General features: G+C 68.7%; 17 protein-coding genes. 4 read left to right on the top strand and 13 right to left on the bottom strand.

What is annotated here, in order from left to right:
* Positions 1-3: 3 nt before the first annotated feature.
* Both ABZ260_RS07075 and aspS read right to left on the bottom strand, forming a co-directional pair.
* Entirely contained in the window at positions 4-141 is a 138-nt protein-coding gene (locus tag ABZ260_RS07075) for a hypothetical protein (RefSeq protein WP_355613829.1), read from the bottom strand.
* A 248-nt stretch (positions 142-389) separates the two neighbouring features.
* Positions 390-1,694 carry an aspartate--tRNA(Asn) ligase gene (gene aspS / locus ABZ260_RS07070; protein WP_355613827.1) on the bottom strand — a complete coding sequence of 435 codons (1,305 nt, stop codon included), beginning with the start codon at positions 1,692-1,694 and terminating at the stop codon, positions 390-392.
* A gap of 435 nt (positions 1,695-2,129) precedes the next feature.
* Between aspS and ABZ260_RS07065 the strand changes: the two genes are divergently transcribed.
* Together ABZ260_RS07065 and ABZ260_RS07060 are read left to right on the top strand one after the other, a co-directional pair.
* Complete coding sequence (locus tag ABZ260_RS07065) at positions 2,130-3,722, top strand: MFS transporter (protein WP_355613824.1); 1,593 nt, start codon at positions 2,130-2,132, stop codon at positions 3,720-3,722.
* Entirely contained in the window at positions 3,723-4,334 is a 612-nt protein-coding gene (locus ABZ260_RS07060) for a TetR/AcrR family transcriptional regulator (protein WP_355613822.1), read from the top strand. It begins immediately after the preceding gene.
* A gap of 12 nt (positions 4,335-4,346) precedes the next feature.
* On the opposite strand, the gene ABZ260_RS07055 is transcribed toward ABZ260_RS07060, so the two are convergent.
* The 8 genes from ABZ260_RS07055 to ABZ260_RS07020 form a co-directional block, all read right to left on the bottom strand.
* Complete coding sequence (locus tag ABZ260_RS07055) at positions 4,347-4,760, bottom strand: nuclear transport factor 2 family protein (protein WP_355613820.1); 414 nt, start codon at positions 4,758-4,760, stop codon at positions 4,347-4,349.
* A gap of 149 nt (positions 4,761-4,909) precedes the next feature.
* Positions 4,910-5,179 (bottom strand): hypothetical protein, encoded by a 270-nt coding sequence (locus ABZ260_RS07050; RefSeq protein ID WP_355561498.1) that lies wholly within the window; start codon positions 5,177-5,179, stop codon positions 4,910-4,912.
* 47 nt (positions 5,180-5,226) lie between these two features.
* A complete protein-coding gene (locus ABZ260_RS07045; RefSeq protein ID WP_355613818.1) occupies positions 5,227-6,531 on the bottom strand; it encodes a phosphotransferase family protein in 1,305 nt (434 codons plus the stop codon).
* Between the two features lie 7 nt (positions 6,532-6,538).
* Positions 6,539-7,543 (bottom strand): hypothetical protein, encoded by a 1,005-nt coding sequence (locus tag ABZ260_RS07040; protein ID WP_355613816.1) that lies wholly within the window; start codon positions 7,541-7,543, stop codon positions 6,539-6,541.
* A gap of 13 nt (positions 7,544-7,556) precedes the next feature.
* Positions 7,557-8,657: an NAD(P)-dependent alcohol dehydrogenase gene (locus ABZ260_RS07035; protein ID WP_355613814.1), complete on the bottom strand. Its 1,101-nt coding sequence runs from the start codon at positions 8,655-8,657 to the stop codon at positions 7,557-7,559.
* Positions 8,658-9,068: 411 nt separating this feature from the next.
* A complete protein-coding gene (locus ABZ260_RS07030) occupies positions 9,069-10,565 on the bottom strand; it encodes a phosphotransferase family protein (RefSeq protein WP_355613812.1) in 1,497 nt (498 codons plus the stop codon).
* A complete protein-coding gene (locus tag ABZ260_RS07025; RefSeq protein ID WP_355613810.1) occupies positions 10,562-11,701 on the bottom strand; it encodes a hypothetical protein in 1,140 nt (379 codons plus the stop codon). Before ABZ260_RS07025 ends, ABZ260_RS07030 begins: the two co-directional genes overlap by 4 nt.
* Positions 11,702-11,747: 46 nt before the next feature.
* Positions 11,748-12,944 carry a cytochrome P450 gene (locus ABZ260_RS07020; protein ID WP_355613808.1) on the bottom strand — a complete coding sequence of 399 codons (1,197 nt, stop codon included), beginning with the start codon at positions 12,942-12,944 and terminating at the stop codon, positions 11,748-11,750.
* 1,364 nt (positions 12,945-14,308) lie between these two features.
* Between ABZ260_RS07020 and ABZ260_RS07015 the strand changes: the two genes are divergently transcribed.
* Positions 14,309-15,610 (top strand): Rieske 2Fe-2S domain-containing protein, encoded by a 1,302-nt coding sequence (locus ABZ260_RS07015; protein WP_355613806.1) that lies wholly within the window; start codon positions 14,309-14,311, stop codon positions 15,608-15,610.
* A 130-nt stretch (positions 15,611-15,740) separates the two neighbouring features.
* Here ABZ260_RS07015 and ABZ260_RS07010 read toward each other — a convergent pair whose 3' ends face one another.
* From ABZ260_RS07010 to ABZ260_RS07000, 3 genes are all read right to left on the bottom strand, one after another.
* Positions 15,741-16,574, bottom strand: a complete 834-nt coding sequence (locus tag ABZ260_RS07010; protein WP_355613804.1) for an IclR family transcriptional regulator — start codon at positions 16,572-16,574, stop codon at positions 15,741-15,743.
* A gap of 581 nt (positions 16,575-17,155) precedes the next feature.
* Positions 17,156-18,622 (bottom strand): MmgE/PrpD family protein, encoded by a 1,467-nt coding sequence (locus ABZ260_RS07005; protein ID WP_355613802.1) that lies wholly within the window; start codon positions 18,620-18,622, stop codon positions 17,156-17,158.
* 671 nt (positions 18,623-19,293) lie between these two features.
* Complete coding sequence (locus ABZ260_RS07000) at positions 19,294-20,730, bottom strand: aldehyde dehydrogenase family protein (RefSeq protein WP_355613800.1); 1,437 nt, start codon at positions 20,728-20,730, stop codon at positions 19,294-19,296.
* Between the two features lie 843 nt (positions 20,731-21,573).
* On the opposite strand from ABZ260_RS07000, the gene ABZ260_RS06995 reads away from it, so the two are divergent.
* Positions 21,574-22,503, top strand: a complete 930-nt coding sequence (locus ABZ260_RS06995; RefSeq protein WP_355613798.1) for a hypothetical protein — start codon at positions 21,574-21,576, stop codon at positions 22,501-22,503.
* Positions 22,504-22,692 lie beyond the last annotated feature (189 nt).

Below are 22,692 nucleotides of genomic sequence, written 5' to 3'. Positions count from 1 at the left end.
AGGTCAGGAGGGTTCGAGGCGGCGGCAGGGCGAAATCCGGGTGTTCAGGGCCCCGGTCACCAGGACGACCAGCCTGATCACCATGGTCACGACGGCCGCGACCAGGATCCGCCGACTTCTACCGATACTTACGTCCCCCATCGTGCATGAGTAGCACATCCGACCGCCCGATCCTCATTCAGCACCATTCTCGGGGTCTGCGGAACATCGGAACTGTGACCGGGAAGGTTCGCCGGTCACAGCACCGGGTGTCCCGGGGCCGGTCCACGCCGACGGCTCCCCCGTGCCGGGTGTGGACCGTACGAAAAGGCCGGCGTCCACGGACCTGATCCCACCATCGTCCGGGACGCCGGCCTCCCCCACCTCGGCCACAGCGGAAAGCGAGTCGTTTACGGAGCGAGCCGGTGCAGGTCGCGGGGAAAGAGGGTGACCTGGCGTATGTTCGGCACGTCGAGCAGGCGTGCCATGAACCTTTCCAGCCCGAAGGCGAAACCACCGTGCGGCGGCATGCCGGAGCGCATCGCGTCGAGGTATCCCGAGTACGCCGACAGGTCGCTCTCGCCGCGCATGGTCAGCGTTCGCACGTAGTCGGCGTGCCGGTGCATCCGCTGGCCGCCGCTGACCAGCTCCAGGCCACGGAATATCAGGTCGAACGCGCGCGAGTAGCCGGGCCGCGCCGGGTCCGGATGCGTGTAGAAGGCACGGTGCGCGGTCGGGTAGCCCTCGACGAACACGAAGTCCGAACCGTGCTCGCGCAGGGCCCACTCCCCGATCCAGCGCTCGTGCGCCGGTGCGAGGTCGGGCTCGGCGGTGACGTCCTGGCCGGTCTCCTTACTGATCATCTCAAGGACGTCGGTGAAGTGCACCACCACTGGTCTCTCCGTCAGCGCGGGCATGGTGACGTCGAGAAGCTCAAGTGAGGGACCGGCCGACGCGCGGATGCCGGCCAGCATGCCCCCGACCGTCGCGTGGCACGCGGCGATGACGTCGCGGTGGTCCTCGACGAAGCCCATCTCGGCGTCGAGGGACGTGTACGACGCCAGGTGGCGGGCGGTGTCGCTCGGCTCGGCGCGGAAGACCGGTCCGACCTCGTAGACCCGCTCGAAGACACCGACCATCATCTGCTTGTAGAGCTGAGGGGACTGCGCCAGGTAGGCAGGACGGCCGAAGTAGTCGAGCTTGAAGACGTTGGCGCCGCTCTCGGTCGCCGTGCCCACGATCTTCGGGGTGTGGATCTCGACGAACGCCATCGCTTCGAGCGCCGTACGGAAGCCGCCGACCGCGGCCGCGCTGATGCGGTGGGTGGCGGCGAGCTTCGGGTGGCGCAGCGCGACCGGCGCGTGGTCGAGCATCGTCGGCAGGCTCGCGCGCAGGTCGGGCCGGTAGAGGTCGAACGGGGCCGGCTCGGCGGGGTCGGTCAGTGCCTCGATCACCGGCGAGGTGATCTCGACGCCGCCCGGCGCGGACGGCTCGACGGTGACCGTGCCGACGACGGAGACCGTCGTCTCCTCCGGCAGGGCCTCCAGCCGAGCGCGGACGGCCTCCTCGGACACCACGACCTGGGTCAGGCCGGCGGCGTCGCGCAGGATCAGGAAGGCGACCGACTTCAGCAGTCGGCGACGGTGAATCCAGCCCGCGACGCGTACGGTCTCACCGACGTGCGCGGACAGCTGGGTGGACAGGATGCGTTGCATGGTGGTGACCTCCTCTGGTTCGCAACGCGTCCCCTGAGAGGCGTGGGCGAGCGGGATCCTCGCGGTGCCACCACACCTTCGCCACGCCGCCGGCTTGTGCGGCGTGGCCTCTGCAAACCCTTGACGTGGGCGATTCGGCGGGACTCTACTGGGCCCGGAGGCCGTTCTTCCCCGCAGCTCGGGAGGGTCTTCACACCCCGGCCGGAGTCCGCCTTCGCAGCTGCCGGCGGCTCTCTCCGACTCCGGTGATCGAGGCGCTACTCGTCTCCGTCATCGCTATTGATCGCCACCCTACCCGGCCCACCCAGGTCGCGCCCAGCCCATTGACCGTCTACGCGAAACATCGACGCACGCCCGGATAGATAGCGACATGATGTTGCTATAGTTCGCGACATGATGTCGCCAAGTTCTCGTCAAAGTTGGCTGCCTCTCTTCGTGCTCGCGGTCGGCGTGTCGATGGTCGTCATCGACGCGACGATCGTGAACGTCGCCGTTCCGGCGATGATCGACGATCTGGGGCTCACGGTCACCGATGTGGAGTGGGTCAACTCCCTCTACCTGCTGGTGTTCGCGTCCCTGCTCATCCCGCTGGGCCGGATCGGTGATCAGCGCGGCAGGCCGCGGCTGTTCGCCACGGGCATCGTGGTCTTCCTGGTGGCGAGCCTGCTGGCGGCGATCGCGGGGAGCGGCGCGATGCTGATCGGGGCCAGGGGGATCCAGGGAGTGGGTGCCGCGATGGCCATGCCCATGACGCTCGCGATCATCAACTCCACCTACTTCGGCAGGCAGCGGGTGATCGGATTCGCGATCTGGGGCTCGATCGTCGGCGGGATGGCCGCCATCGGGCCGCTGGTCGGCGGCTGGCTGGTCACCGACCACGGCTGGCGCGCGGCGTTCTGGATCAACCTGCCCATCGGCGCGCTGGTCCTGCTCGGCGCGCTGCGCATCCCCTCCTCCCGTGAGGATCGGGCCACCGGCCACGACCCGCTGGGCATCGTGCTGGTCGTGCTGGGCGTGTTCTCCATCGTCTTCGGCCTCATCGAGGGTCAGAAGTACGGCTGGCTCGCTCCCCTGCGGACCGCCGAATTCTTCGGACTGCGGTTCGAGGAGGTCTCCCCGGTGCCCTTCGCGTTCGGCGTCGGCATCCTGGCCGTGGCCGCCTTCATCCTGCTGGAGCGGCGCCGCGAGCGGGCCGGGCGCCCCGTGCTGATCGACCTGACGCTGTTCACGCTGCCCGGCTTCCGCTACGGCGCGATAGCCGCGATGATCGTGGCGCTGGGCGAGTTCGGCGTGATCCTGGTGCTGCCGCTGTTCCTGCAGTCGGCGCTCGGCCACAGCGCGTTCACGGCCGGCCTCATCATCGCCACCCTCGCCGTGGGCACCTTCCTGGCCGGCGGCGTGGTCCCCGGCCTGACCAGGAAGTTGAGCTCGCGGACGGTCGTGCAGATCGGCCTCGCCCTGGAGGTCGTGGGCGCCATCGGCATCGGCCTCTCCCTAGAGGCCGGCATGAGTGTGTGGCGGATCGTGCCCTGGATGCTCGTCTACGGCTTCGGCATCGGCTTCGCCACGGCCCAGCTCACCAGCGTGCTGATGGCCGACGTGCCCGCCCGGCAGGCGGGCCAGGCCGCCGGGCTGCAGAGCGCGATCCGCCAGGTCGGTGCGGGGCTGGGAGTCGCCGTCCTGGGCGGGGTGCTGGTCACCGGGCTCGGCTCGTCGGTCGAGAAGAACATGGCGACCTATCCGGAGCAGGTTCGCACGAGCGTGGCGACCGCCGTGCAGGAGAGCGGTGGTGCGGCCATCCCGGGGCTGAGCGGCCCGGCCATCCACGCGGCGGCGGTCGCGGGCGCCACGGAGGCGACCCGCAGGGTGCCGGTCATCACCGGGCTGGTCCTGCTGGCCGGACTCGGCTTCACGTTCCTGCTTCCGCGCACCGCCGCTCCCGCCCGAGACCCTGAGGACGAGGGCGGGGACGAGGACGGAGCAGGGACACCCGAGCCCGATACTGGAGGACGCCACCTGGAGGTGTAGATGCCAAGGATCAGCGCGGCGACCGTCGCCGCCCACCGGGCCAACCAGCACGCCGCCCTGCTGGAGGCGGCGCGCGAGATCCTGGCCGCGCAGGGGGTGCACGCGCTCACCCCGGCGGCGGTGGGCGCCAGGATCGGCCTGGCCCGCTCCAGCGTCTACCGCTACTTCTCCTCCACCGCCGACATCCTCGCCCAGCTCACCGAGGAGGCCTTCCCCCGCTGGGCCGATCGCCTGCGCGCCACCGTGGCGGGGACCACGCCCGACGGGTCCGCCGCGTCACTCGACGAGCAGGTCCGGACGTACGGCAGGACCGCGCTGGAGTTCATCGGCAGCCCCGACTACGCGCTGATCCCGGCGTCGCTGACGCTCGGGCTGCCGCCCGAGTGCCGGGAACGGCTGAACGAGCTGCACGAGTCGCTCATCGAACCGCTCGGCGAGGTGCTCCGCGAGGCGGGATGTGACCATCCCGCGCTGCGGGCCGAACTCGCCTGGGGCGTGCTCCGCGCCGGCACCCTGCGTCTCATGTCGCAGTCCTCCGGCGGCTCCGGTACGGAAGAAACGGCCGAGATCATCAAAATCACCCTCGACATGTTCTGCCGAGCCCTGCGCTGATCCACCATCCGCCTAATCCAGCGACTCCCCGATCGCGGGCATGCTGCGGTAGGCCACCCAGCGGCTGATCCGGCCTTCGCTGTCGAACGTCCCCGATCCGGCGAACGAGGACCTGATCGGGCCGCCCTCGAACTCACGGACGATGCCCTCGACGAGGCAGCGGTCGTCTGCGACGAAGAGCGACTGGATCTCGTGATGCCACTTGCGGCTGCCGCGCCGCCCCTTCAGCAGGGCGCGCAACGCCTCACGCCCCCTGACCTCGGCCCGCTTGGGGCTGTCCGGGTCATAGGGCGGATGGGAGTAGAAGGCGTCGTCGGTGAACAGGTCCGCGACGGCGTCGAAGTCCGAGTTCTCCAGGCCCTTGATGTAGTTGAGCACCGTCTGGCGGATGGTCTCGCGGCCAGGATGGGTACCGGGTTCCGTCATGATTCTCCTTCGTGGTCTACGGACACGAGACACCTCGTGCTCACCGCCTGTCTCCGGCCGGAGGCGACGACGTCTTCGGAGGTCCGGGGTCGGTGGGGATCGCCGAATTCGGCCGGGACAGGCGGGGTCGCCGGGCATGGGAGGCGGGATCAGTTGACGGCCACGTCCAGTGCCGTCAGCATCTCCACCGGGAGCGGTTGCCAAAGCTCGGAACGGTCCGGGCGGCCGACCGGGGAACCGCCGGCGGAGAAGTGGCGCGACAACTGCTCGGCGAGATCCAGCACGGCATCCACCATGGTGTCTCCCCGGCAGGTGAGGTCGCCCACCCCCAGGCATCGGGCCGAGTATCGGCCTTCCTCCCAGGTGATGGCCACCACGACCTCCACATGGACGGACTTGTCGTCCTGCTTGCTCATCATCCTCCGCTCTCCTCGACGGTCCCGCCTCACCGGGACACGCTGAAACGTCAGCCGCGGGTCAGCACGCCGTCCAGCTGCCGTGCCAGGCGGTATCGCATGTTTGGCCCCAGCACGGCGAAAGAGATCGCGTACTCGATGTTCCGCGCGTCCCACTTCAGCCGCATCCGGCCGGATCGGGCGAGGTGCTGGTACAGCCACACGCTCGAGAACAGCATGTAGAAGTCCACCGCGTGCGGATCACACCTGACCCCGCCGGACGCGTGGTAGGCGTCGAGGAACTTGTCCCAATCCGTCATCATTTCGATCGTGCTGCGGAGATATCCGAGATCACGCGCCGGGTGGCCCAGGGACGCCAGTTCCCAGTCCAGCACCGCGGTCAGCTCGTCACCTTCGGCGAGAACGTTGTGAAAGCCCAGATCCCCATGGACCAGCCGCACCTCTTCGTCGAAGTCCCTGACGTGCTCGTCCAGCCAGTCCAGTGCTCCGAGCACGCTCGGGTACGGCTCACTGAACTCGTTCACCGTGGCGCGGAAGGCGGCCAGCTGCTCGCACAGCTGATCGCCCGTGACGTCCTTGGTCACGAGGAACGGATCGTCGGCCACGCCGCCGACGTCGAGGGAGTGGAGCAGGCCCACCTGCTCGGCCAGGGCCAGCGCCAGCCGCTCGTTCCTGGGTGGGTCGAAGACCTCCCCGGCCGTCGTCCCCTCCAGACGCTGCAGGATCAGGAACGGCGACCCCAGGGCCTCGGGGTCGGATTCGAGGTGGAACGGCTGGGGAACCTTCAGTCCCGCCCGGTGGAGCCGCTCGAGCAGCTTGGCCTCCGACACCACGGAGGTGTTGTTGAGGAGCGTCTCCTGGTCCTTGCGGATGACGAGGTCACTCGGGAGGTCGGCCGCGTCCTGGACGGTCAGTGCGTAGGTGCTCTTCGACCGCCCGCCGGCCATCCGCTCCAGATGGTGCAGCCGCAGGTTCGCGCCGCCGCGCGGGTGCTCCCGCAGGTACGACTCCAGTTCCTCGGCCTCGAGGTCGTGCCGCACCGGGGACTCCTGCCCCGCGGGCGAGGTCCGCGCCGCCGGCGGAGCCTTCACCGCCGCCAGCCGCTCCTGGATCCGGTCGATGTCAGCGAGCTCGTCGGCGAGCGCCGGGAAGTCCGGCGGCTCACCACCGTTCTCGGCCAGCCGGGTCAGCTGGTCGACCGCGGCGGCCAGCACCTCGACGCATCGGGTGGCATGGGCGGCCGGCAGACCGGCCAGCGCCGGGCGGATCGAGGTCTGCAGCACGTCGACCGAGTTGCGGAGCAGCCAGCATACGGCCTCGATCTCGGCTACGAGGTAGGTCTGTGCGCGCTCCACGACCGGCTCACTCTCCCGCTGCGAACGGGCAGCTGCGTTCGATGTGCCCGTAAGCCACCTCGCCGTCCCAGGTGTACCGGGCCCGCCCCTCGTACAGGCGGTTGCCGAGCCCGTCTCCCGCGGCCTCCTTCCCCAGCACCAGATCATTCGGGCGGCGCATGGCCATGGGAAGGACGCGCAGGATCTCCACCCCGATCTCGAAGGACTCCCCCTCGTTGCTGAGTTTGAGGTTCCCCACCTCGAACGGCTTGTCCGGGTCCTGCAGGAACGAGGGCTCCATGGCGAAGTCCTGGAAGGTCCGGCCGTCGCTGACGAACCCGCGGGCGAGCGTCCTGCCCGTCGACCGTTCGTAGTTCGCCAGGACGTTGAAGCACCGCCCGCTGGGGAACACCGCGTTCAGCCACACGTGGCTGTGCAGCTTGGTGAAGTCCCGCGCGCCACGGGAGTGGTCCCGCATCGCGCCGCCCTGCCGCATGGTGAAGGTTTCGTCGAGAGTCTCGAAGGTGCCCGTGGCCAGGCAGGACTGCTCGTGGTGCATGGACGCGAAGTGCTGGCCCTTCAGGTGGGCGCTCATGTCCCACAGGGGCGCCGCCGCTTCGAACTCCAGGTCCAGATGGAAAGGCTGGGCCGGCCCGTCGCGCAGCGACCCGTCCTCGACGTCGGCCTGCCGCACGTAGCGCCCCACCCCGTCGAACCGCAGCCGGAACCGGCGGAACGGTTCGACGCAGGTGAGTCTGGTCCCCGCCGAGCCGGGGCCGGCCTCGTGGGCGCCGCGGGCGAACGCGCGGGACAGGAAGTAGCGGTCACCGGGTAGGAAGACCACCACGGTCTCCCGCCAGATGTCGTGGTCGTACGGCATCCGCGCCAAGTGCAGCCAGACGCCGAGGTCCTGCTCCCGGTCCCAGGCCTGATAGCAGAAGTTCTCCGCCCACAGCGCCTCGTCCGGGGGCTTGGGGAGGGGGAGTTCGTCGACGGAGTCGAGTCCGGTCGGGTTGTAGTCGATCTCATTCATGGTGGTCCGTCCCTCAGGCTCCGAAGGTCAGCACGGGCTTGATGACCTTGCCGCTCTCGGCATCGGCCATGGCCTGTTCGATCTGGTCGAAGGGGTAGGTCTGCACGAGCCGATCGACGGGGAACCTCCCGTCCCGGTGGAGCCGCATCAGTGCCTGCAGGAACGGAGGGGTGCCGTCCCCCATGACGATGCCCTCGATGCGCATCGCGCCCATGATCAGCTGCACCACGGGCAAAGACACCTGCTCAGTGGCGGCCGGAGCCCCGATCAGGCCCATGACCCCGCCTCGGGCCAGCGCCGGCAGGGCCGACTGCAGCACCTTGGTGCTGGCGGTCGTCTCGACGATGATGTGCGCACCACCCCCGGTGGCGTCCTTGATGGCCGCCGTCAGGTCGTCGCTCTCGGCACCGTTGATCGTGTCCGTGGCGCCGAGTTCCCGTGCCAGGGCCAGCCGCTCGGGCACCACGTCCACCGCGATCAGCCGTGCCGCCGGGGTCAGGGCCGCGGCCATGATCGCGGACATGCCGACCGCGCCCGCCCCCAGCACGACCACGCTCTGGTTCGACTGCGGCTTCAGCACGTTGAGAACGCCACCCGCTCCGGTCACCACACCGCAGCCGAAGGGCGCCAGGATCTCGTCGGAGATGTCGTCCGGCGCCTTGAGGGCGGTGCGCTCCTCGACCAGCGCGTAGGTGCTGAAGGAGGACTGCCCCAGGAACCTCGACGCGACCGGCTTACCGTCCATCGTCAGGACCGGGGAGCCGTCGAGCCGCCCGCCTCCCCACCGCAGAGCCGGGACCTCGCACAGCGCCGGATGTCCGATGAGGCAGGGCCGGCAGCGTCCGCAGGAGGGCGAGATGAGCAGTACCTTGTCGCCAGGACGCACGGTGGTCACACCGGAGCCGACCTCCTCCACCACACCCGCGCCCTCGTGTCCCACCACGCCGGGCATGCCGAAGGGGATCTTTCCCTGAATGATCGAGATGTCGGTGTGGCAGATGCCGGTGGCGGTGACGCGCACCAGCACCTCCGTGGGCCGTGGCTCGGCGACCTCGACCTCACGGACCAGGAGCGGCTGGTTGGGCGCCTCGCACACCGCCGCTGTTGCTTTCATCTGAATCCCTTCAGTGTGGAGACCCCCGCCTTTAGGCGTGGGAAGGAAACGTGGTACGGCGCCGCATGGGTTAACATGCTCGAACGGTGGCGATAACCAAGCCGCCGCACGCATGACCCGCACCACCCTCGCCGCCGGGCCGGCGGAGAGGAAAAACGCCTGTGGAGCCGGGGTAAGACCTCAAAGGAGAATCCTCCTGGCGGGCGACTGGCAGTGAAGCAGGAAACCCGACCTGTGAGGGTTGGAATCCCCCGGCTTCAGCCGTGGGGAGGAAGTCAACCTTGCTCCTCGTCACTTGGCATCGGTCCTGCTTCGGTCGTCGTTCGCAGGGGGCGGGCCGTCCCTGGCGCCCCCAGGGCGTGCGGAGCCCGCGTCCACATGTCCGTCGGCGTGGAGCAGGCTCGACCCGGCTCACTGCGCGGCCGCGGCTCGGTCGGCGGTGAATGCGGCGTGCAGTTGCTGGGCGAGGACCGCTTCCATCCGGGAGAAGGTGTCCACCGAGGTCACGAACATGTCGAAGGTCGTGATCCGGCCGGCCACAACGTTGTCCATCACCTGCGCGCACAGGGACGCGTTGCGCAGCTGACAGAACGCGCCGAAGAAGTTCAGCTCCCGCTCGGACACCTCCCGGCCACCGCACTCGCGATAGCGCTGCAGGAACGCGTCCCAGTCGGCCACCCGCTCGACCGCGGGCCGGCAGTAGGCCAGATCCTCGGCTGGATGGCCGACGTGGGCGAACTCCCAGTCGAGCAGCCCGGTCAGCCGGCCCCGGTCGACGAGGATGTTGTGCAGGCTCGCGTCGCCGTGCACCATGACGGGCTGCTGCCCGGCGAGCTCGTGGGCGTGTTCCCGAATCCACAGGTGCCCCAGCTCGACCGCGACCGACTCGGTCAGGGTCGTGTCGCGCCATAGCTCCTCGATCTTCCGGCGCGACTCCTCCACCACCTGAGGCAGATCGGTCGGCGGCGAGTCGACGAGCCGGTCGAGCGGAACCGAGTGCAGCCGTCCGAGCGCGGCGGCGAGGGCGAAGGCCTCCGCCGAGGAGGCGCCGACCGCGTCGAGGATCATGCCGGCGGCCTTGCCGTCCAGGCGGCGGCTGACCATGAACGGCTGGCCGAAGGCCGCCTTGTCCGCCTCCAGCAGCAGCGGCTCCGCCACCGGGAGGCCGGCCTGGAAGAGCCTGGTCATCAGGGCGTACTCGTCGAGCACGCTGTTGTCGAAGTAGCCCGTGTCCATCCGCACCACGACGCCGCCGCGCCAGGCCTCGGGCCCCTCCTGCGGATCGACGCTGACGAGGTAGGTGTGCTTGGACTGTCCGCCGACCACCATCTCCACCTCGGCGGCGCGGGGCCGGGGGGCCGCCCAGTCCCGGTCGGCGAGGTAGGTGTCGAAGCCGTCCACGTCCAGTGGCCGCGCCTCGGCCTTCGCCGCCTCGCCCGCGGAGTCATGAGGCCCGGCGACCCCGCTGTCGCGGGTCTCCGCGATGGCCTGTTCCAACGCCTGCCGACCGGCGTGGTCGGTGCCGGCGATGTCCCGCAGCAGCCCCCAGATCTCGTCGGCGGTGTCGGGAGAGGCGTCCTTCAGGCGCTCCCCCAGCACGCGGGCCCTTTCGGCCAGCACGTCCAGTGGATGGGAGTTTCGCGGGTCCGAGGCACCGAGCAGCGCGTCTGCCCGTTCCATGTGGGACTCGTGCTCGGGGGCGAGGCCCGCCTCGACCTCGAGCAGCCGGGTCTCGGTCGTGATCAGCCGGACGATGGCCTGGTCGAGCCGCATCGCCAAGCGCCTGCGGCCGGCGTCGGCCGTCTCGTCGTCGTACACGGCCGCCACGGCCTGGCGTATCAGGCGCAGCGCGAGCCCCCTGGGCATGGCCCGGGCCTTGGCCCAGGATGAGCCCGGAACGAGTCTCACGACCGTTCCTTCAGCCCGTAGACCTGGTTCGGACCGACCACCATCATCGGAGCGTGGCCGTTGCCCTGCTCGCCGCGTACGGTGACCCGGACCGGCTGCTCCCGGTGGATCGGACGGATCACCTCGCCGTTGGGAAGCACCACGTTCTCGGGATGCGACACGTCGTAGACGTCGGTCTCCGCGGTGAGGCCGTCATGGCGCCAGGCGCCGAGGCCCTTGCCGTCGTTCCAGCCGTGGTCATAGCCGGTGCCCCGGTACGCCCAGGGCCGCCCGATCGCCTCGACGTCGAGATCCCACACCTCACCGTCGGCGGTCTGAGCCTGGATCTTCATCGAGTCGAACACATTGGTACCCGGATGGAACGTGATCTTGTGGGACCCGTCGACCAGTTCCGACGGTTCGCCGTCGTTCACGCGGATGGCCCCGTCGATGTAGAGCCGTTTGCCGACCTCGTCTTCGATGGTGAAGAAGAAGCCGGAGTAGCTGTCGGTGGCGAAGCCGCAGTAGACGAGCAGGATGCCCATCCCACCGGCCCTGGCCGCGGACGGGATCCCGCCGCGGTTCCGGGTGCCGGTGTAGGGCTCGAAGCCGCCGACCCCCGGGCGCACGCCCCAGGAGTGGTCCCGCCAGCCGAACCAGCGGTCGAAGGTGTGCTCCTGGCCGTCGACGACGAGCGTGCCGCTGGTCCACCCGACCTGGCTGAAGCGCCGGTAGTCGGTGTGTACCCGGCCGTCGGCCTCGCCGTAGTGCGGCGACTCCAGCCGGGTGAAGACCGGGCGGAAGGAGAGGTCGAACGCGTCGCCGAACTCGTTGGGCTCCGCGATCATCCTGGTGACCTTGAACGCCTCGGGGAACTCCGTACGCATCGGACCGAGGGTGAGCGGTTCCACGATCGGCCGGAGCGGCCGGGACAGCCGGACGTTGCGCTGGACCGCCGCCCCCGCCTGCGTGCAGATGAAGCCGTCGTGGACGTTGAGGTTCTTGTAGACCGCCATGCCGGTCAGCAGGGCCACGGCCCCGCCGGGGGCCATCAAGGTGTAGGTGTACCGGTCGTAGAACCGGTGGTCGCTCACCGCGGCCTCCGCGAACACGCGGGATGATTGGTGATAGAGCGACTCATCGAGGCTGGTCAGCATTGATATCTCCCACTAGTGCCGGATCGATGGACGGACCTCAGGCCGATCAGGCGGCGTACACGCGAGGGCCGGGGGTGAACTTGACGGGGATCGCCTTGGGACCGCGGTTCAGGGGGATGTTGGTACCGATCTCGATCTCGCCGTCCAGCTCGAAGTCGGGCATGCGGGCGAGGACCTGCTCGATGGCGACGCGCATCTCAAGACGGGCGAGGTGCTCCCCGATGCAGCGGTGGATGCCGTGCCCGAAGGCCACGTGGGGGTTGCTCGGCCGGTCGATGTCGAACTTCTCGGGGTTCTCGAACTTCGCGGGGTCGAGGTTCGCCGCGCCCCACACCAGCCCCACCCGGTCGCCCTTGGAGATCGGCACACCCTCGAGCTCGAAGTCGGCGGTGGCGGTCCGGCCCATCATCTGCACCGGAGAATCCAGGCGCAGGCTCTCCTCCACGGCCGTGGAGATCAGCGAAGGGTCCTCCAGCAGGCGCTTCTTGACGTCCTGGTGAGCGCCCAGGCGCCACAGGGCGCCGCCGATCCCGTTCACCGTCGTCTCCTGGCCGGCGACGACCACGGTGATGGTCATCGCCATCGCCTTGTCGTGCCCGATGGGCACGCCGTCGATCTCAGCGTTGGCGATCATCGTGAGCAGGTCCGCACGGTCCTGGTCCTGCTCCGCCTCGGTCACGATCTTCTCGACGAACCGCATCAGCGCGATGTTGGCGTTCTTCTTCCCCTCCGCGTCGTTCCTCGTCGCCGCGCGGTTGATGTCGTCGGTGAGCTCGACCATGGTCGGGCCGTCGTCGGGCACTCCGAGGATTGCGGCGATCACCGCCGGCGGCATGTACCGCGAGATGGCGTTCAGGTCGCCCTTGCCGCTCTCGATGAAGGTGTCAATCGCCTCGTCGGCCTTCCGACGGGTGAGTTCCTCCCAGTCCGCCACCCGGTCCGGGCGCAGCTCCGGCACGAGGATCCGGCGGTAGTTGCGGTGCTCCGGCGGGTCCACCTCCACCGGGATGGGGCGGAACGTCATACCCAGGGCCGGGATCGTCGAGCCCAGCCCCGAGCACAGGCGCCCGGTGTCGTTTGCGGCCTCACGCACCTGCGAATAGCCGAGGAGTGCCCAGTAGCCGCCCAGGTCCTCACTTCTGGCGACCGGCCCTCCCGCACGCACCTCGGCATAGGCCTCCGCGTGCCCATGCGCGTTGTTCACCTTGGCGATGTCCAGAACCGGACACTTCTTCTCCGACATCAGAACCCTCCGCTCGTCGTCATCCAACGACTGCTATTACGGGATTTCGCGTAAAGCTACGATTTATCGTGGTTTTAGTCAATGACGTGAAATGAGATCTACATGCATCGGACGAGGGCATCCGGTTCCTCGGACGCTCGGGGAGCACGCGGGAAGGACGGCAGGAGGAACAAAGGACGCCGACACGGCCGACCGAGGCGGTGACCAGGTCACCACCCGCGACCGGTCGCAGTCGGCCACCGAGGCGCTCCGGCTCGAAGCGGTCGACGACCAGCGAGACAGAGCACTCCGTGCCGCTCACCGCCGTGGGCGGCGGGAGGCGGCCGCATTGATCGGATCCGGCACGCTCCCGTGGCACTCCGGTACCTGGTCGGACTCCTCGGCCGAGCCGACCAGGAGGCGCCGGTGAAGTCCGAATGGTCCGGCACGTCGGCCACAGAGCGCACCCCGAGGCGCCCGGCTCGATCGATGGCGCCGACCACCGGCATGGTGATGGTGGAACCCGTCAGCCTGGAAAAATCACTTAGTGCCTGCACACGCACTTCCTTGAGCGTCACGGTTCACCCTTGCGAGAGACCCGTGTAACTTCGTGGAAATCTACGATATTTCGCAGACTGGACGCAAGGGCTTCCGGCATCCGTCTTCACCCACGGACATCCACCCCCACAAGGGAAGTCGACGCGACCCGGCACGCCCGCCCCCCTCGCCCGCCCGGGACCCCATCCGGTGGCCCCGGAAAGAGCACCTCGGACCGGGTTCCCCGGAATGGTGGCACAGGTGCACCGCTTCACCACCCCCTCCCTGACGCCCACCCCCTCTACCGTCCGAAGTCACGGGCCACCGGAGATCCCACGCGCCCGCAGCAGCGTCCACCCCTTGTCTTAATCAACGTTCAACCGTAATATCTCGCGAGATATCGCAATCTTGGCGAAACAAAGCGGGGTGGCAGGAGGAACGAGCGCATGGATCCGGCAGAACAGAGGCCGAGATCGGCGGAGGTCGGTCCCGCCGAACCGGCATGAGGGGCCACGCCGATCGGACGTGAGGACACGTCTGTCAGACGCGCACAGGCCGCCCGATCAGGAAAGGCGGAAGGCGCAACCGATCGTGCGGCGAAGTCGGCCGGCGATGATGCCGTCCCGATGATCGCCCGCCTGGTTCTGACCGGCGCAGACGCCGTACGCGGTGTCGTCCACCGCCTCAACGAGATCGGCCGGCCCGCCTGGAGCGACAGCGCGGTCCTTGTCTCGGCACCCCGCAGGGGGCCTCGCGACCTTGCCACCAACCGCGAGGCCCTGTCCGATACACCGAAATACCGTACTGAATGTGGCTCGTAACCTAACCATGGCGAAGGGATGTCGGGCATGGACCTGATCAGTCAGAAGAAGCTGCTCATGGAGGTCGGCTCGGGCACACCGATGAATGCGTGCCTGAAGCGGTTCTGGTTGCCTATCGCGCTCTCCACGGATGTGGCCGAGAACGACGGCGATCCGATGCGCGTCCGCACACTGGGCCAGGACTACGTGCTCTTCCGGGACAGCGAGGGCCGCCTGGGCCTGCTCGACGAACTGTGCACCCACCGCAGCGCCTCGCTGTGCCTCGGCCGTAACGAGGAGGGCGGGCTGCGCTGCCTCTACCACGGCTGGAAGTACGCCGTCGACGGCACCATCCTCGACACCCCCAACGTCCGGGATCCGCGGTTCAAGGAGCGGGTGCGTCAACCCGCCTACGCCGTGCGCGAGGCCGGCGGCATCATCTGGGGCTACTTCGGCCCGCAGGACAAGGAGCCGCCCTTCCAGCACTACCCGTTCTTCGACCTGCCCGACGAGAACATCGTCGTCGAACTCCTCGTCTGCTCCGCCAACTACACCCGTCTTGTCGAGGGCCTGATCGACACGACCCACACCGGTTCACTGCACCAGGACGCCCTGCGTCAACTCGTCGCCGGTGAGGGACCGGCGCCCAGCTTCGGCGGGAAGCCCCGCGTCGCGTCCGCGGGCGTGCTGGCGCAGGACCTCGCACCGGACATCGAGGTGCAGGAGACCGACTTCGGCCTCCGTTACGCCGCCATAAGCCAGCACCCGCAACCCGATGGCACGGTGCGCCGCCGGGCCAGAGTGACCAGCTTCAAGCACCCCACCTCGATCCTCATCCAGTCCGGCCACCTCGCCCAGCTGGTGCTACCCGTGGACGACGACCGGTCCTACCTCTTCATGGCGTTCTGGGACCCTACCCGCAACATCAGGGACGGGGAGGCCCGCCAGGAGATCCGCACCTACTACGGCATCGACGACATCGCCAAGGACTTCTACGGAGCCGGGCGCGAGTTCCACGACCTGCCGGACCGTCCGAACAAGTCGAACAACTGGCGGCAGGACCGCGAGGCGATGAAGAACGACAGCTTCACCGGTCTTTACCGCTTCATCCCCGAGGACTTCGCCGTCAGCGCCTCAATGGGTCCCGTGGGGCGCTCCCCGATAGAGCACCTCGTCCCCTCCGACCTTGCCATCGCCCGCTTCAGACGGCAGATGATCGACAATGCCCAACGGGTCCAGAAGGGCGAGGACCCCAGGGGTCTCGCCCCCAGGGAACAGCCGCGGCCGGCGCAGTACGACATCCCTGAGGGTGAGGACTGGCGCGATCACTACACCCGCGTCGCCGACTGACACACCGAGCGCCGACTCGCTGGCCGAGGAACCCAACTTCACGTTGAGTTCCACAGAAAGAGAAGAGTTCCGGTCGAACAGCGGCGCAAGAGGCTTGGACCCAAGCCGCCGGTGCCGGGGAACGGGCCGATCAGGAGGTGCGTCCGAAGACGGTGTCCCTGACCTCGAAAAGGATCTGGCGTAACTCGTCCTGGTTGGACCGCACCCGGTCGGTGGGGCCGATGATGCCCAGACCGACGACATCGTCTCCGACCCGGTCTGAGACGGCGAACGAACTGACGCCGACCGCGCCCTCGTCGAGGGCCTGATACCAGCCGAGTTCCCGGTGCTTGCGAACCTCGTCCTCGAGCTCTCGCGGCTCGGTCTTCGTCCGGTCCGTGAGCCTGGACAACGCCTTCAGCCTCAGCGTCCGATTCATCTCATGGTCGTCGAGGCCGCCCAGCAGCGCCTTGCCGATCGCGGTGCCGTGGACGGTGAAGGTGTCCCCCACGCCGATCACATAGCGCAGGCGGTGCCGTCCCTCCGAGACCGCGACCACCTTGATGCGGTTGTCGTCGAGCACCGCGCAGCACGCGGTCTCGCCCGACCGCTGTGCGAGCAGCCCGCTCGCCTCGGCCCCGAACGCCGAGAGGGGATCATTCTCGGCGATCACCGTGGCGACGGCCAGCAGCCGGCCGGTCGGGTAGAAGCGGCGCGTCGTCGCGGTACGGCTCACATAACCGAGCTCGTGCAGCGTATTGAGCAGATCGGAACTGCTGCTCTCCGGAATGTCGAGCAGCCGGGCCACTTCGGATTTGGTGAGCTCGCGCCGTTCACGCCCGAAGACCTCGAAAAGCGCCATCGCCCGGGCGGCGGCGGGCACAGTCGTGCCATTGGCCTCCACCAGACCGCCACGTGGCCGCCGCCCGCGCCGTGCCAGCGAGGCGGCCTCTGCCGACGGGGCCGGTTCCACAGCCTTCGCCATCGGAATCCCTTCCACGTGTCGCAACCGCGGACCGCTGTGCGACATCCATATACGAGGCCTTGCCAGTCGGAAACACGCCGATCAATCACTCGATGTCGCGCATGACCCGGGTGGCCGACCGAGCCCCCGAAACACCCGGCCGACACCGGTCGATCAACGGAAACATTTAACGGGTCATCATCGGACATGAGGAGACGGCAAGATCGCGCACCGGCCATGCCCAGGATGATGGAGTCCGAATCGAGGATACCGTCGCAAGGACCTTGCACATCAAAAATCCGTCGATCAAGACGCTCCCAGCGCTTGGCCTTCGGCCGATGGACGCCAAGACCTCATCGCATCCCCGGCATTGACCTCGGTCGAACACCGCCCGATCCGGAAGGAGCGGCGCACCTCCTCGGGGGAGGCGCTACGAGCGATGCTGATGAAACCGCGTCAACCCGGCCTGGCGGGTTGACGCCGGACGTTCTCCCTTAACGCGTCTTCGCGGCGTCGATCGGTTAGGTTCCGGATCAGGGCCCCCCGACGGCGTCGGCAGGGCATCGTCGCCGCCGTACCCGGAGTGCACCCCCGCGGGCAGGTCAGGCCTGCACCGTGAGGCCGGCGACGAACTTCTCCAGGTTCTCCAGCCGTTCCAGCTCGTTGCCGAGCGCGAGGGCCCGCTCGCTCCGTTCCTCGCCGAGGGCGTCGGTGGTGTAACGGCGAAACTTGTCGGCGATGTCCGCATCGGTGATCCGGGTCTCCGGTGTGTAGGAATCCCCGCGGGCATAGTCGGCGCTGCGGGTGAAGCGCCGCCCCCCGGCCTCGACCGTGACCGTCGTGCACATCCTGACGCTGTGGCCGTACCGGGTAAGGTCCTCCTTCGCCGCCTGCGCGGCCCGAGGCTCCACCCCGACGTCGACCTTGGCCGAGAAGCGCCGGATGGCGGGGTCGGAGCGGGTTTCGGGCCTGTGCCACCCCGGACCGGGAGGGCCGGCCAGCACCGCGCACGCGAGCAGGTACGGCAGGCTGAAGCAGCCGTCGACCATGGACTCGACGGCCGGGTCGTTCATGTGCTTGGCGATCGCGCTGCCGGGCACCAGCGCCTCGACACGCTCGATTTCGTCGGCGGTCAGGCCCTCGTCGCGGAGGATGTCCAGGAAGACGTCGATGGCCGGGTTGAGGAATCGGCAGCCGGGATAGTCCTTGTAGGACGCCTCATCGACCAGCCAGCGGGTGCCGATCCCGTCGGTGAGCGCCGTCCAGTCGCAGTCCAGCGAGCCGGCCATGCGCCAGAGCCCGCGCTCGCCATCGAGCACCGTCGTATCCGCGGTGAACCCCCGCTGGGCCAGGAGTGCCGCCATGACTCCCCCCTGGGCCATCTCACCGTACAGGCCGTACTTGGTCATCGGGCGGGGAAGGTCGAGGCCGAACTTCCCCGACGTCGGCAATGGCGTGGCGGCGGCGGCGAGGCCGAAGGCGTGCCGCATCCCCATGGTGTCGAGGCCCAGCAGCCGGCCGCTCGCGACCGCGGCGGCGAAGCCGGTCCAGCCATACCCGGTGACGGGAGCGAACGTGAACGACCCGGCGGGAGTGACGACCAGGCCGCGCAGGGAGAGTCCGATGCGTCCGGCCACTTCATAGCCGAGGGCGATCGCGGCGAGGGTGTCCAGGCCCGAGCTGCCGACACGCTCGGCGATCGCCAGCGCCGGCGCGACGGTGGAGGCGGCGATGTGGGCGCTGTAGTTGAGCGTGTCATCGGCATCGATCGCGTTGGACAGGTGCGCGTTGACGTACGCCGCCGCCGGGGCCGGCAGCCTGGCGCCGCTGACCAGGACCGTCGCCTCCTGCCGACCTCCCTGCTCCTCCATGAGCTCACGGATGATCCGGCTCGACGGCAGATCCCACCCTGCGACGGCGCACGCGACGGTGTCCAGCAGGAGGCGTCGAGCTCCGTCGAGCGCGACCTGCGGCAGGTCTGCGGCACCGGCTTCGGCGGCGAAACGGGCGAGCTGCACGGTCGGTCCGCCCGGCTCCCCGGCGGCGGCTTGCATCTTTAGTTCCGACATATCGTTATATCTTACGATTAACCGTATTATTTGGCTAGGCCGCACCTGTGTGACCGGCACCCCCGGGGGCCCGGTCTCGCGCACGGATGACAGCGGCGGGGGCGGGCGGCCCTTCACCCCCCGGCTGGGCTTTGACCCCTACCGCGACGCCCCGCACGCTCACGACAGGCCGGAGGCGACGGGCATTCGCCGAAGGCGTGACCGCTCTCCGCGCCTGGCGGCGACCCCTCGCAGGCCGTCCTGGATACTGGCCACAATAACGAAATACCGTATATTATTGCAGAGATTCGCAATAGTTTGCCTAGCTGCCACTGGCGTCTTCCGGCTTTGTGGGTCCGAACGTCGTACGCGCACAGGCGATGAACTGAGCGGTATCCGCGCTTATCTAGGAGCGCCGACCGACATCGTCTCGCAGCTGATCGAGGCCGGCGACGGCGAAGAGGCGGGCGACCCTGCCGCGCCCCACTCCAGGATCTCGGTATGGCGGACGGTGCCGACCCGTCCGCCGGCGGTGGGCCGAGCCACGGCCCACCGTCCGTCACCACCGTCCATCACCGCCGTTCTCACCGAGAGATCGAGGCGGCAGGGGCTCGTTCCGCGGGGAGCGTCCTGTGGATCTTGCGCCTGGCGCGGCTGTCACCGCGATCCACAGGACGCTCCCTGACGTCCGCCTAACGCGCGGAGCCGGGCAGAGTGATCACGTGTCCTTCGGTGAAGCCCTCGAGCCCCGCCCGGTTGGCGCCACCACGCCCCACGCTGCTCTGCTTCACGCCGCCCCACGGCGCCCGGCCGTCGATGCCGGGGCCGCCGTGCGTGTTGATCCAGGTCATGCCCGCCTCGATCCGGCGCGCCAGCGCGACCGCCTGGTCCACGTCACTCGACCACACCGAACTGCCCAGCCCGAACTCGGAGTCGTTGGCCATCGCGACCGCCTCGCCCAGGGAGTCGTACCCGATCACCGGCAGGGTGGGGCCGAACTGCTCCTCACGGACCACCGCGGCCGCGTTGGTCACCCCGGACACCACCGTGGGAAGCAGGAAGTGGCCCCGCTCCGGGTCGTCGACGAGCGTGCCGTACTCGTCCACCCGGAAGCCGGCCGCCCGCGACTCCTCCACCAGGCGCGCCACCCGGGCGCGGATGGCCGCGGTGTGCAACGGGCCCATGGTCACCTCGGGCCGCATGCCGTCGCCGACGACCGTGGAGCGCAGCACGGCGCCCAGCCCTTCGACGACCTCACCGACCCGGGCGGCGGGGACGTACAGCCGCTTCAGCGCGATGCACGCCTGCCCGCCGAACGGGAACGCCGCGGTGACGAGCCGCTGGTAGATCGACGCGTCGTCCAGGGCGTCGTCCAGCACGATGGCGGGGTCGTTGCCCCCGAGCTCGAGAGTGATCGTCGTGTTCGTCGCAGCCGCCTCCTGCGCGACGAGTGCGCCGATGGCCGGGCTTCCGGTGAAGTGGACGTGACGCACCAGCGGATGTTCGACGAGCGCCTGGGCCACCTTCGTGTCGGGCGAGGAGATCAGCGACAGCACTCCGTCGGGAAGCGCGGCGGCGAGCCGGCCGAAGAGCTTCATGACCGTCAGTGGCGCGGTCACCGGCACGTGGGCGACCACCGAGTTGCCGGCCAGCAGTGCCGGGGCGATGGTGATGACGCTCATGCCGATGGGCACGTTCCACGGGGCGAGGATACCGACCACACCGAACGGGTCACGGTAGATCCGCGTGCGGTGCATCCCCGAGTCGCCCAGATCCTCACCTTCTGTCAGCCAGGTCAGGTGCTCCTCGAGAAACTTGACCGGGTAGTCGAGGTACTTCAGCTCCCGGGTGGAGTCCACCAGCACCTTGCCGTGCTCGCGGGTGAGCAGCTGATCCATGCCCGCGATGTCGAGAGCGGTCACCACGCCTTCGATCATTTCGAAACGCCGCGCGGGCGTCAGCGCGGCCCAGGCGCGCTGCGCGTCGTGCGCCGCGCGAACCACGGCGTCGACGTCGGCCACCGACATCCGGGGAATCGTCCCGACCACCTCATCGGTGCGCGCGGGGTTGTACACGTTGACGACCCCGTCGGTCGGCAGCTTCACGGGGATGACGAGTTCTACGTTCACCGGGTCCACGTTGACCACTCCCTAACACCCAGTAATTTCCGCTGAAGACCAAGCTCCACCCGCGACCTGGCTCACCGACCCGCGATGCCCCGGAACCTCCGTTGGCCGAGAACCGGTTGGCACACCGCATGCCGAGCCCGCGCGGGAGATCCGACGCTCGCACAATCGCCGCCATGGCCGGGGTCTCCAGCTTAAACAGCGCTTTCCAGCGTTTCACCACTATTTCGTGACACATTACGGTAGGTCGCGACCCAAGACAAGAGCCGACAGCAGCCCCAGCGGTCCGTCTCTCCGGACACGACCACGGAGCCGCCTTCGCCAATTGACTTATCATTACGACCTTCCGCATACTTTCACGAAACTTCGCAATAAAAGATGGGCCGGGCCGCATCGTTCGCCGGGCTGACGAACTACGGCCTCGCCACGGTCCGGGACTTCGGGCCCGATCTGTTCCCGATGCCCTGACCGGCACGGCCGATCCGGCGACGGCGTCACGCTACCGGCGGGGCGCCGTCGGCCGTACCGCCACACCTGCCGAAGCGACAGGGTCAGGACCGCCGGGAACGTCCCAATCCCCCCGAGAAAGGTACGTTCGTCATGTTGCTCAGCACTTCGCTCCACCTGAGGGGCAGAGCCGACGTCGGCCAAAGCCGCTCTCACAGGGTGCCCAGGGCGGTCACGTCGCGTAGATCGTTGGCTGCGGCCGCGATGTCGATGACCGTGGCGTTGCTCTCCGCCGCATGCGGCGGAGGCGGCGACACGGGTGACGGCGACACAGGTGACGGCGGGACAGCCGCCGTGTTCCCGTCCGTGAACGCGGCCGACCCGCTGGCACCTGTGCCGATGAAAGTTCCCAAGACCGTCCGGGTGGCGGTGACCAGCGGCGCCCTGTCCTATGGTGCGGTGTTCGCCGCCAACGGCCTCGGCGAGTTCAAGAAGGAGAATCTCACAGTCGACGTCCAGGTCCTCCCCGCCCAGGACGCTCACGTGCTGCTCGACCAGGGGCGCATCGACGTGGCCGTCACCATTCCGACCCCCGGTGTGCTCAACCTGACCTCCGGGGGCGCCGGGGCGCGCGTGGTCTTTTCCGGCGGTGGACGCCATGAGGACAGTACCCAGGGCTGGTACATCAACAAGAAGTCCCTCGGCTCCAACGGCACGTTCGAGGCGACCGACGTGAAGGGCGTTTCCCTGGGAGTGCCCACCGGAAGGGCCTCCGGCGCGATGGGCCTGTTCTTCGCGAAGATCCGCGCTGCGGGCGTGGACCTCAAGCCGGACGACATCAAGTTCGAGAACCTCGCCGGCCCGGACATCGCCGGCGCGCTGGAGCGGGGCGCCGTCGACGTCGGCTATATCTCGAATCCGTTCAACGACGTCATCATCAAAAGCGGATGCTGTGAGATCATGCCCGGCCTGATCTCCAGCAGGGCGAGCGTCTACTACTGGTTCTCCGACGGACTGCGCACGCAGAACCCCGATGTCGGCCTGGCGTTCGTCCGGGCCCTGGCCCGCACCACGCGGACCTATCTGCAGGGTGACTTCCGGGCCGAGGACAAGGTCGTGGGCGCGTTGGCGGCAGGTTCGGGCACCGATGCCGACGTCGTCCGCAAGCTCGAACCGAACAAGTTCGGGACGGACCTCGACGGAGTGTCCGAGGAGATCGCCTCCTACCAGAGCTGGTACCTCGAAACGGACGCGTTGTCCTACAGCAGGCCTCTAACGGCAGACCAGATCATCGACCGGCGCTTCGTCGACGCGCTCAAGCTGAAGTAGAAAGGGGAACGGCGCGATGCCCGCGCAACGCCGAGCTCTCGCCGGCGTGTGAGCGGGACCGGCGGCGGTGGGCCGTGGCGCGCTCACGCGCCCGCCTGCGACATCCCCGAGACCGCTGCGCATGAGCCTCCCTGCGTGAACCGTCACGTCCCCGGTGCGACGGCGCTCTGCCGGTTCCCCAACGGAACC

Origin of the sequence: Streptosporangium sp. NPDC006013 (genome assembly GCF_040614275.1) — a bacterium.
GTDB lineage: Bacteria > Actinomycetota > Actinomycetes > Streptosporangiales > Streptosporangiaceae > Streptosporangium.
Note: the sequence above shows the minus strand (reverse complement) of the source record. Positions and strands in the feature narration are given on the sequence as shown.

Bases quoted from the DNA above. Each gene is read 5' to 3' on its own strand.
- ABZ260_RS07040 (WP_355613816.1), bottom strand. From the start codon at position 7,543: ATGAATGAGATCGACTACAACCCGACCGGACTCGACTCCGTCGACGAA.
- ABZ260_RS07035 (WP_355613814.1), bottom strand. From the start codon at position 8,657: ATGAAAGCAACAGCGGCGGTGTGCGAGGCGCCCAACCAGCCGCTCCTG.
- ABZ260_RS07075 (WP_355613829.1), bottom strand. From the start codon at position 141: ATGGGGGACGTAAGTATCGGTAGAAGTCGGCGGATCCTGGTCGCGGCC.
- ABZ260_RS07055 (WP_355613820.1), bottom strand. From the start codon at position 4,760: ATGACGGAACCCGGTACCCATCCTGGCCGCGAGACCATCCGCCAGACG.
- ABZ260_RS07020 (WP_355613808.1), bottom strand. From the start codon at position 12,944: ATGTCGGAGAAGAAGTGTCCGGTTCTGGACATCGCCAAGGTGAACAAC.
- ABZ260_RS07005 (WP_355613802.1), bottom strand. From the start codon at position 18,622: ATGTCGGAACTAAAGATGCAAGCCGCCGCCGGGGAGCCGGGCGGACCG.
- ABZ260_RS07010 (WP_355613804.1), bottom strand. From the start codon at position 16,574: ATGGCGAAGGCTGTGGAACCGGCCCCGTCGGCAGAGGCCGCCTCGCTG.
- ABZ260_RS06995 (WP_355613798.1), top strand. From the start codon at position 21,574: ATGAAAGTTCCCAAGACCGTCCGGGTGGCGGTGACCAGCGGCGCCCTG.
- aspS (WP_355613827.1), bottom strand. From the start codon at position 1,694: ATGCAACGCATCCTGTCCACCCAGCTGTCCGCGCACGTCGGTGAGACC.
- ABZ260_RS07015 (WP_355613806.1), top strand. From the start codon at position 14,309: ATGGACCTGATCAGTCAGAAGAAGCTGCTCATGGAGGTCGGCTCGGGC.
- ABZ260_RS07050 (WP_355561498.1), bottom strand. From the start codon at position 5,179: ATGATGAGCAAGCAGGACGACAAGTCCGTCCATGTGGAGGTCGTGGTG.
- ABZ260_RS07025 (WP_355613810.1), bottom strand. From the start codon at position 11,701: ATGCTGACCAGCCTCGATGAGTCGCTCTATCACCAATCATCCCGCGTG.
- ABZ260_RS07060 (WP_355613822.1), top strand. From the start codon at position 3,723: ATGCCAAGGATCAGCGCGGCGACCGTCGCCGCCCACCGGGCCAACCAG.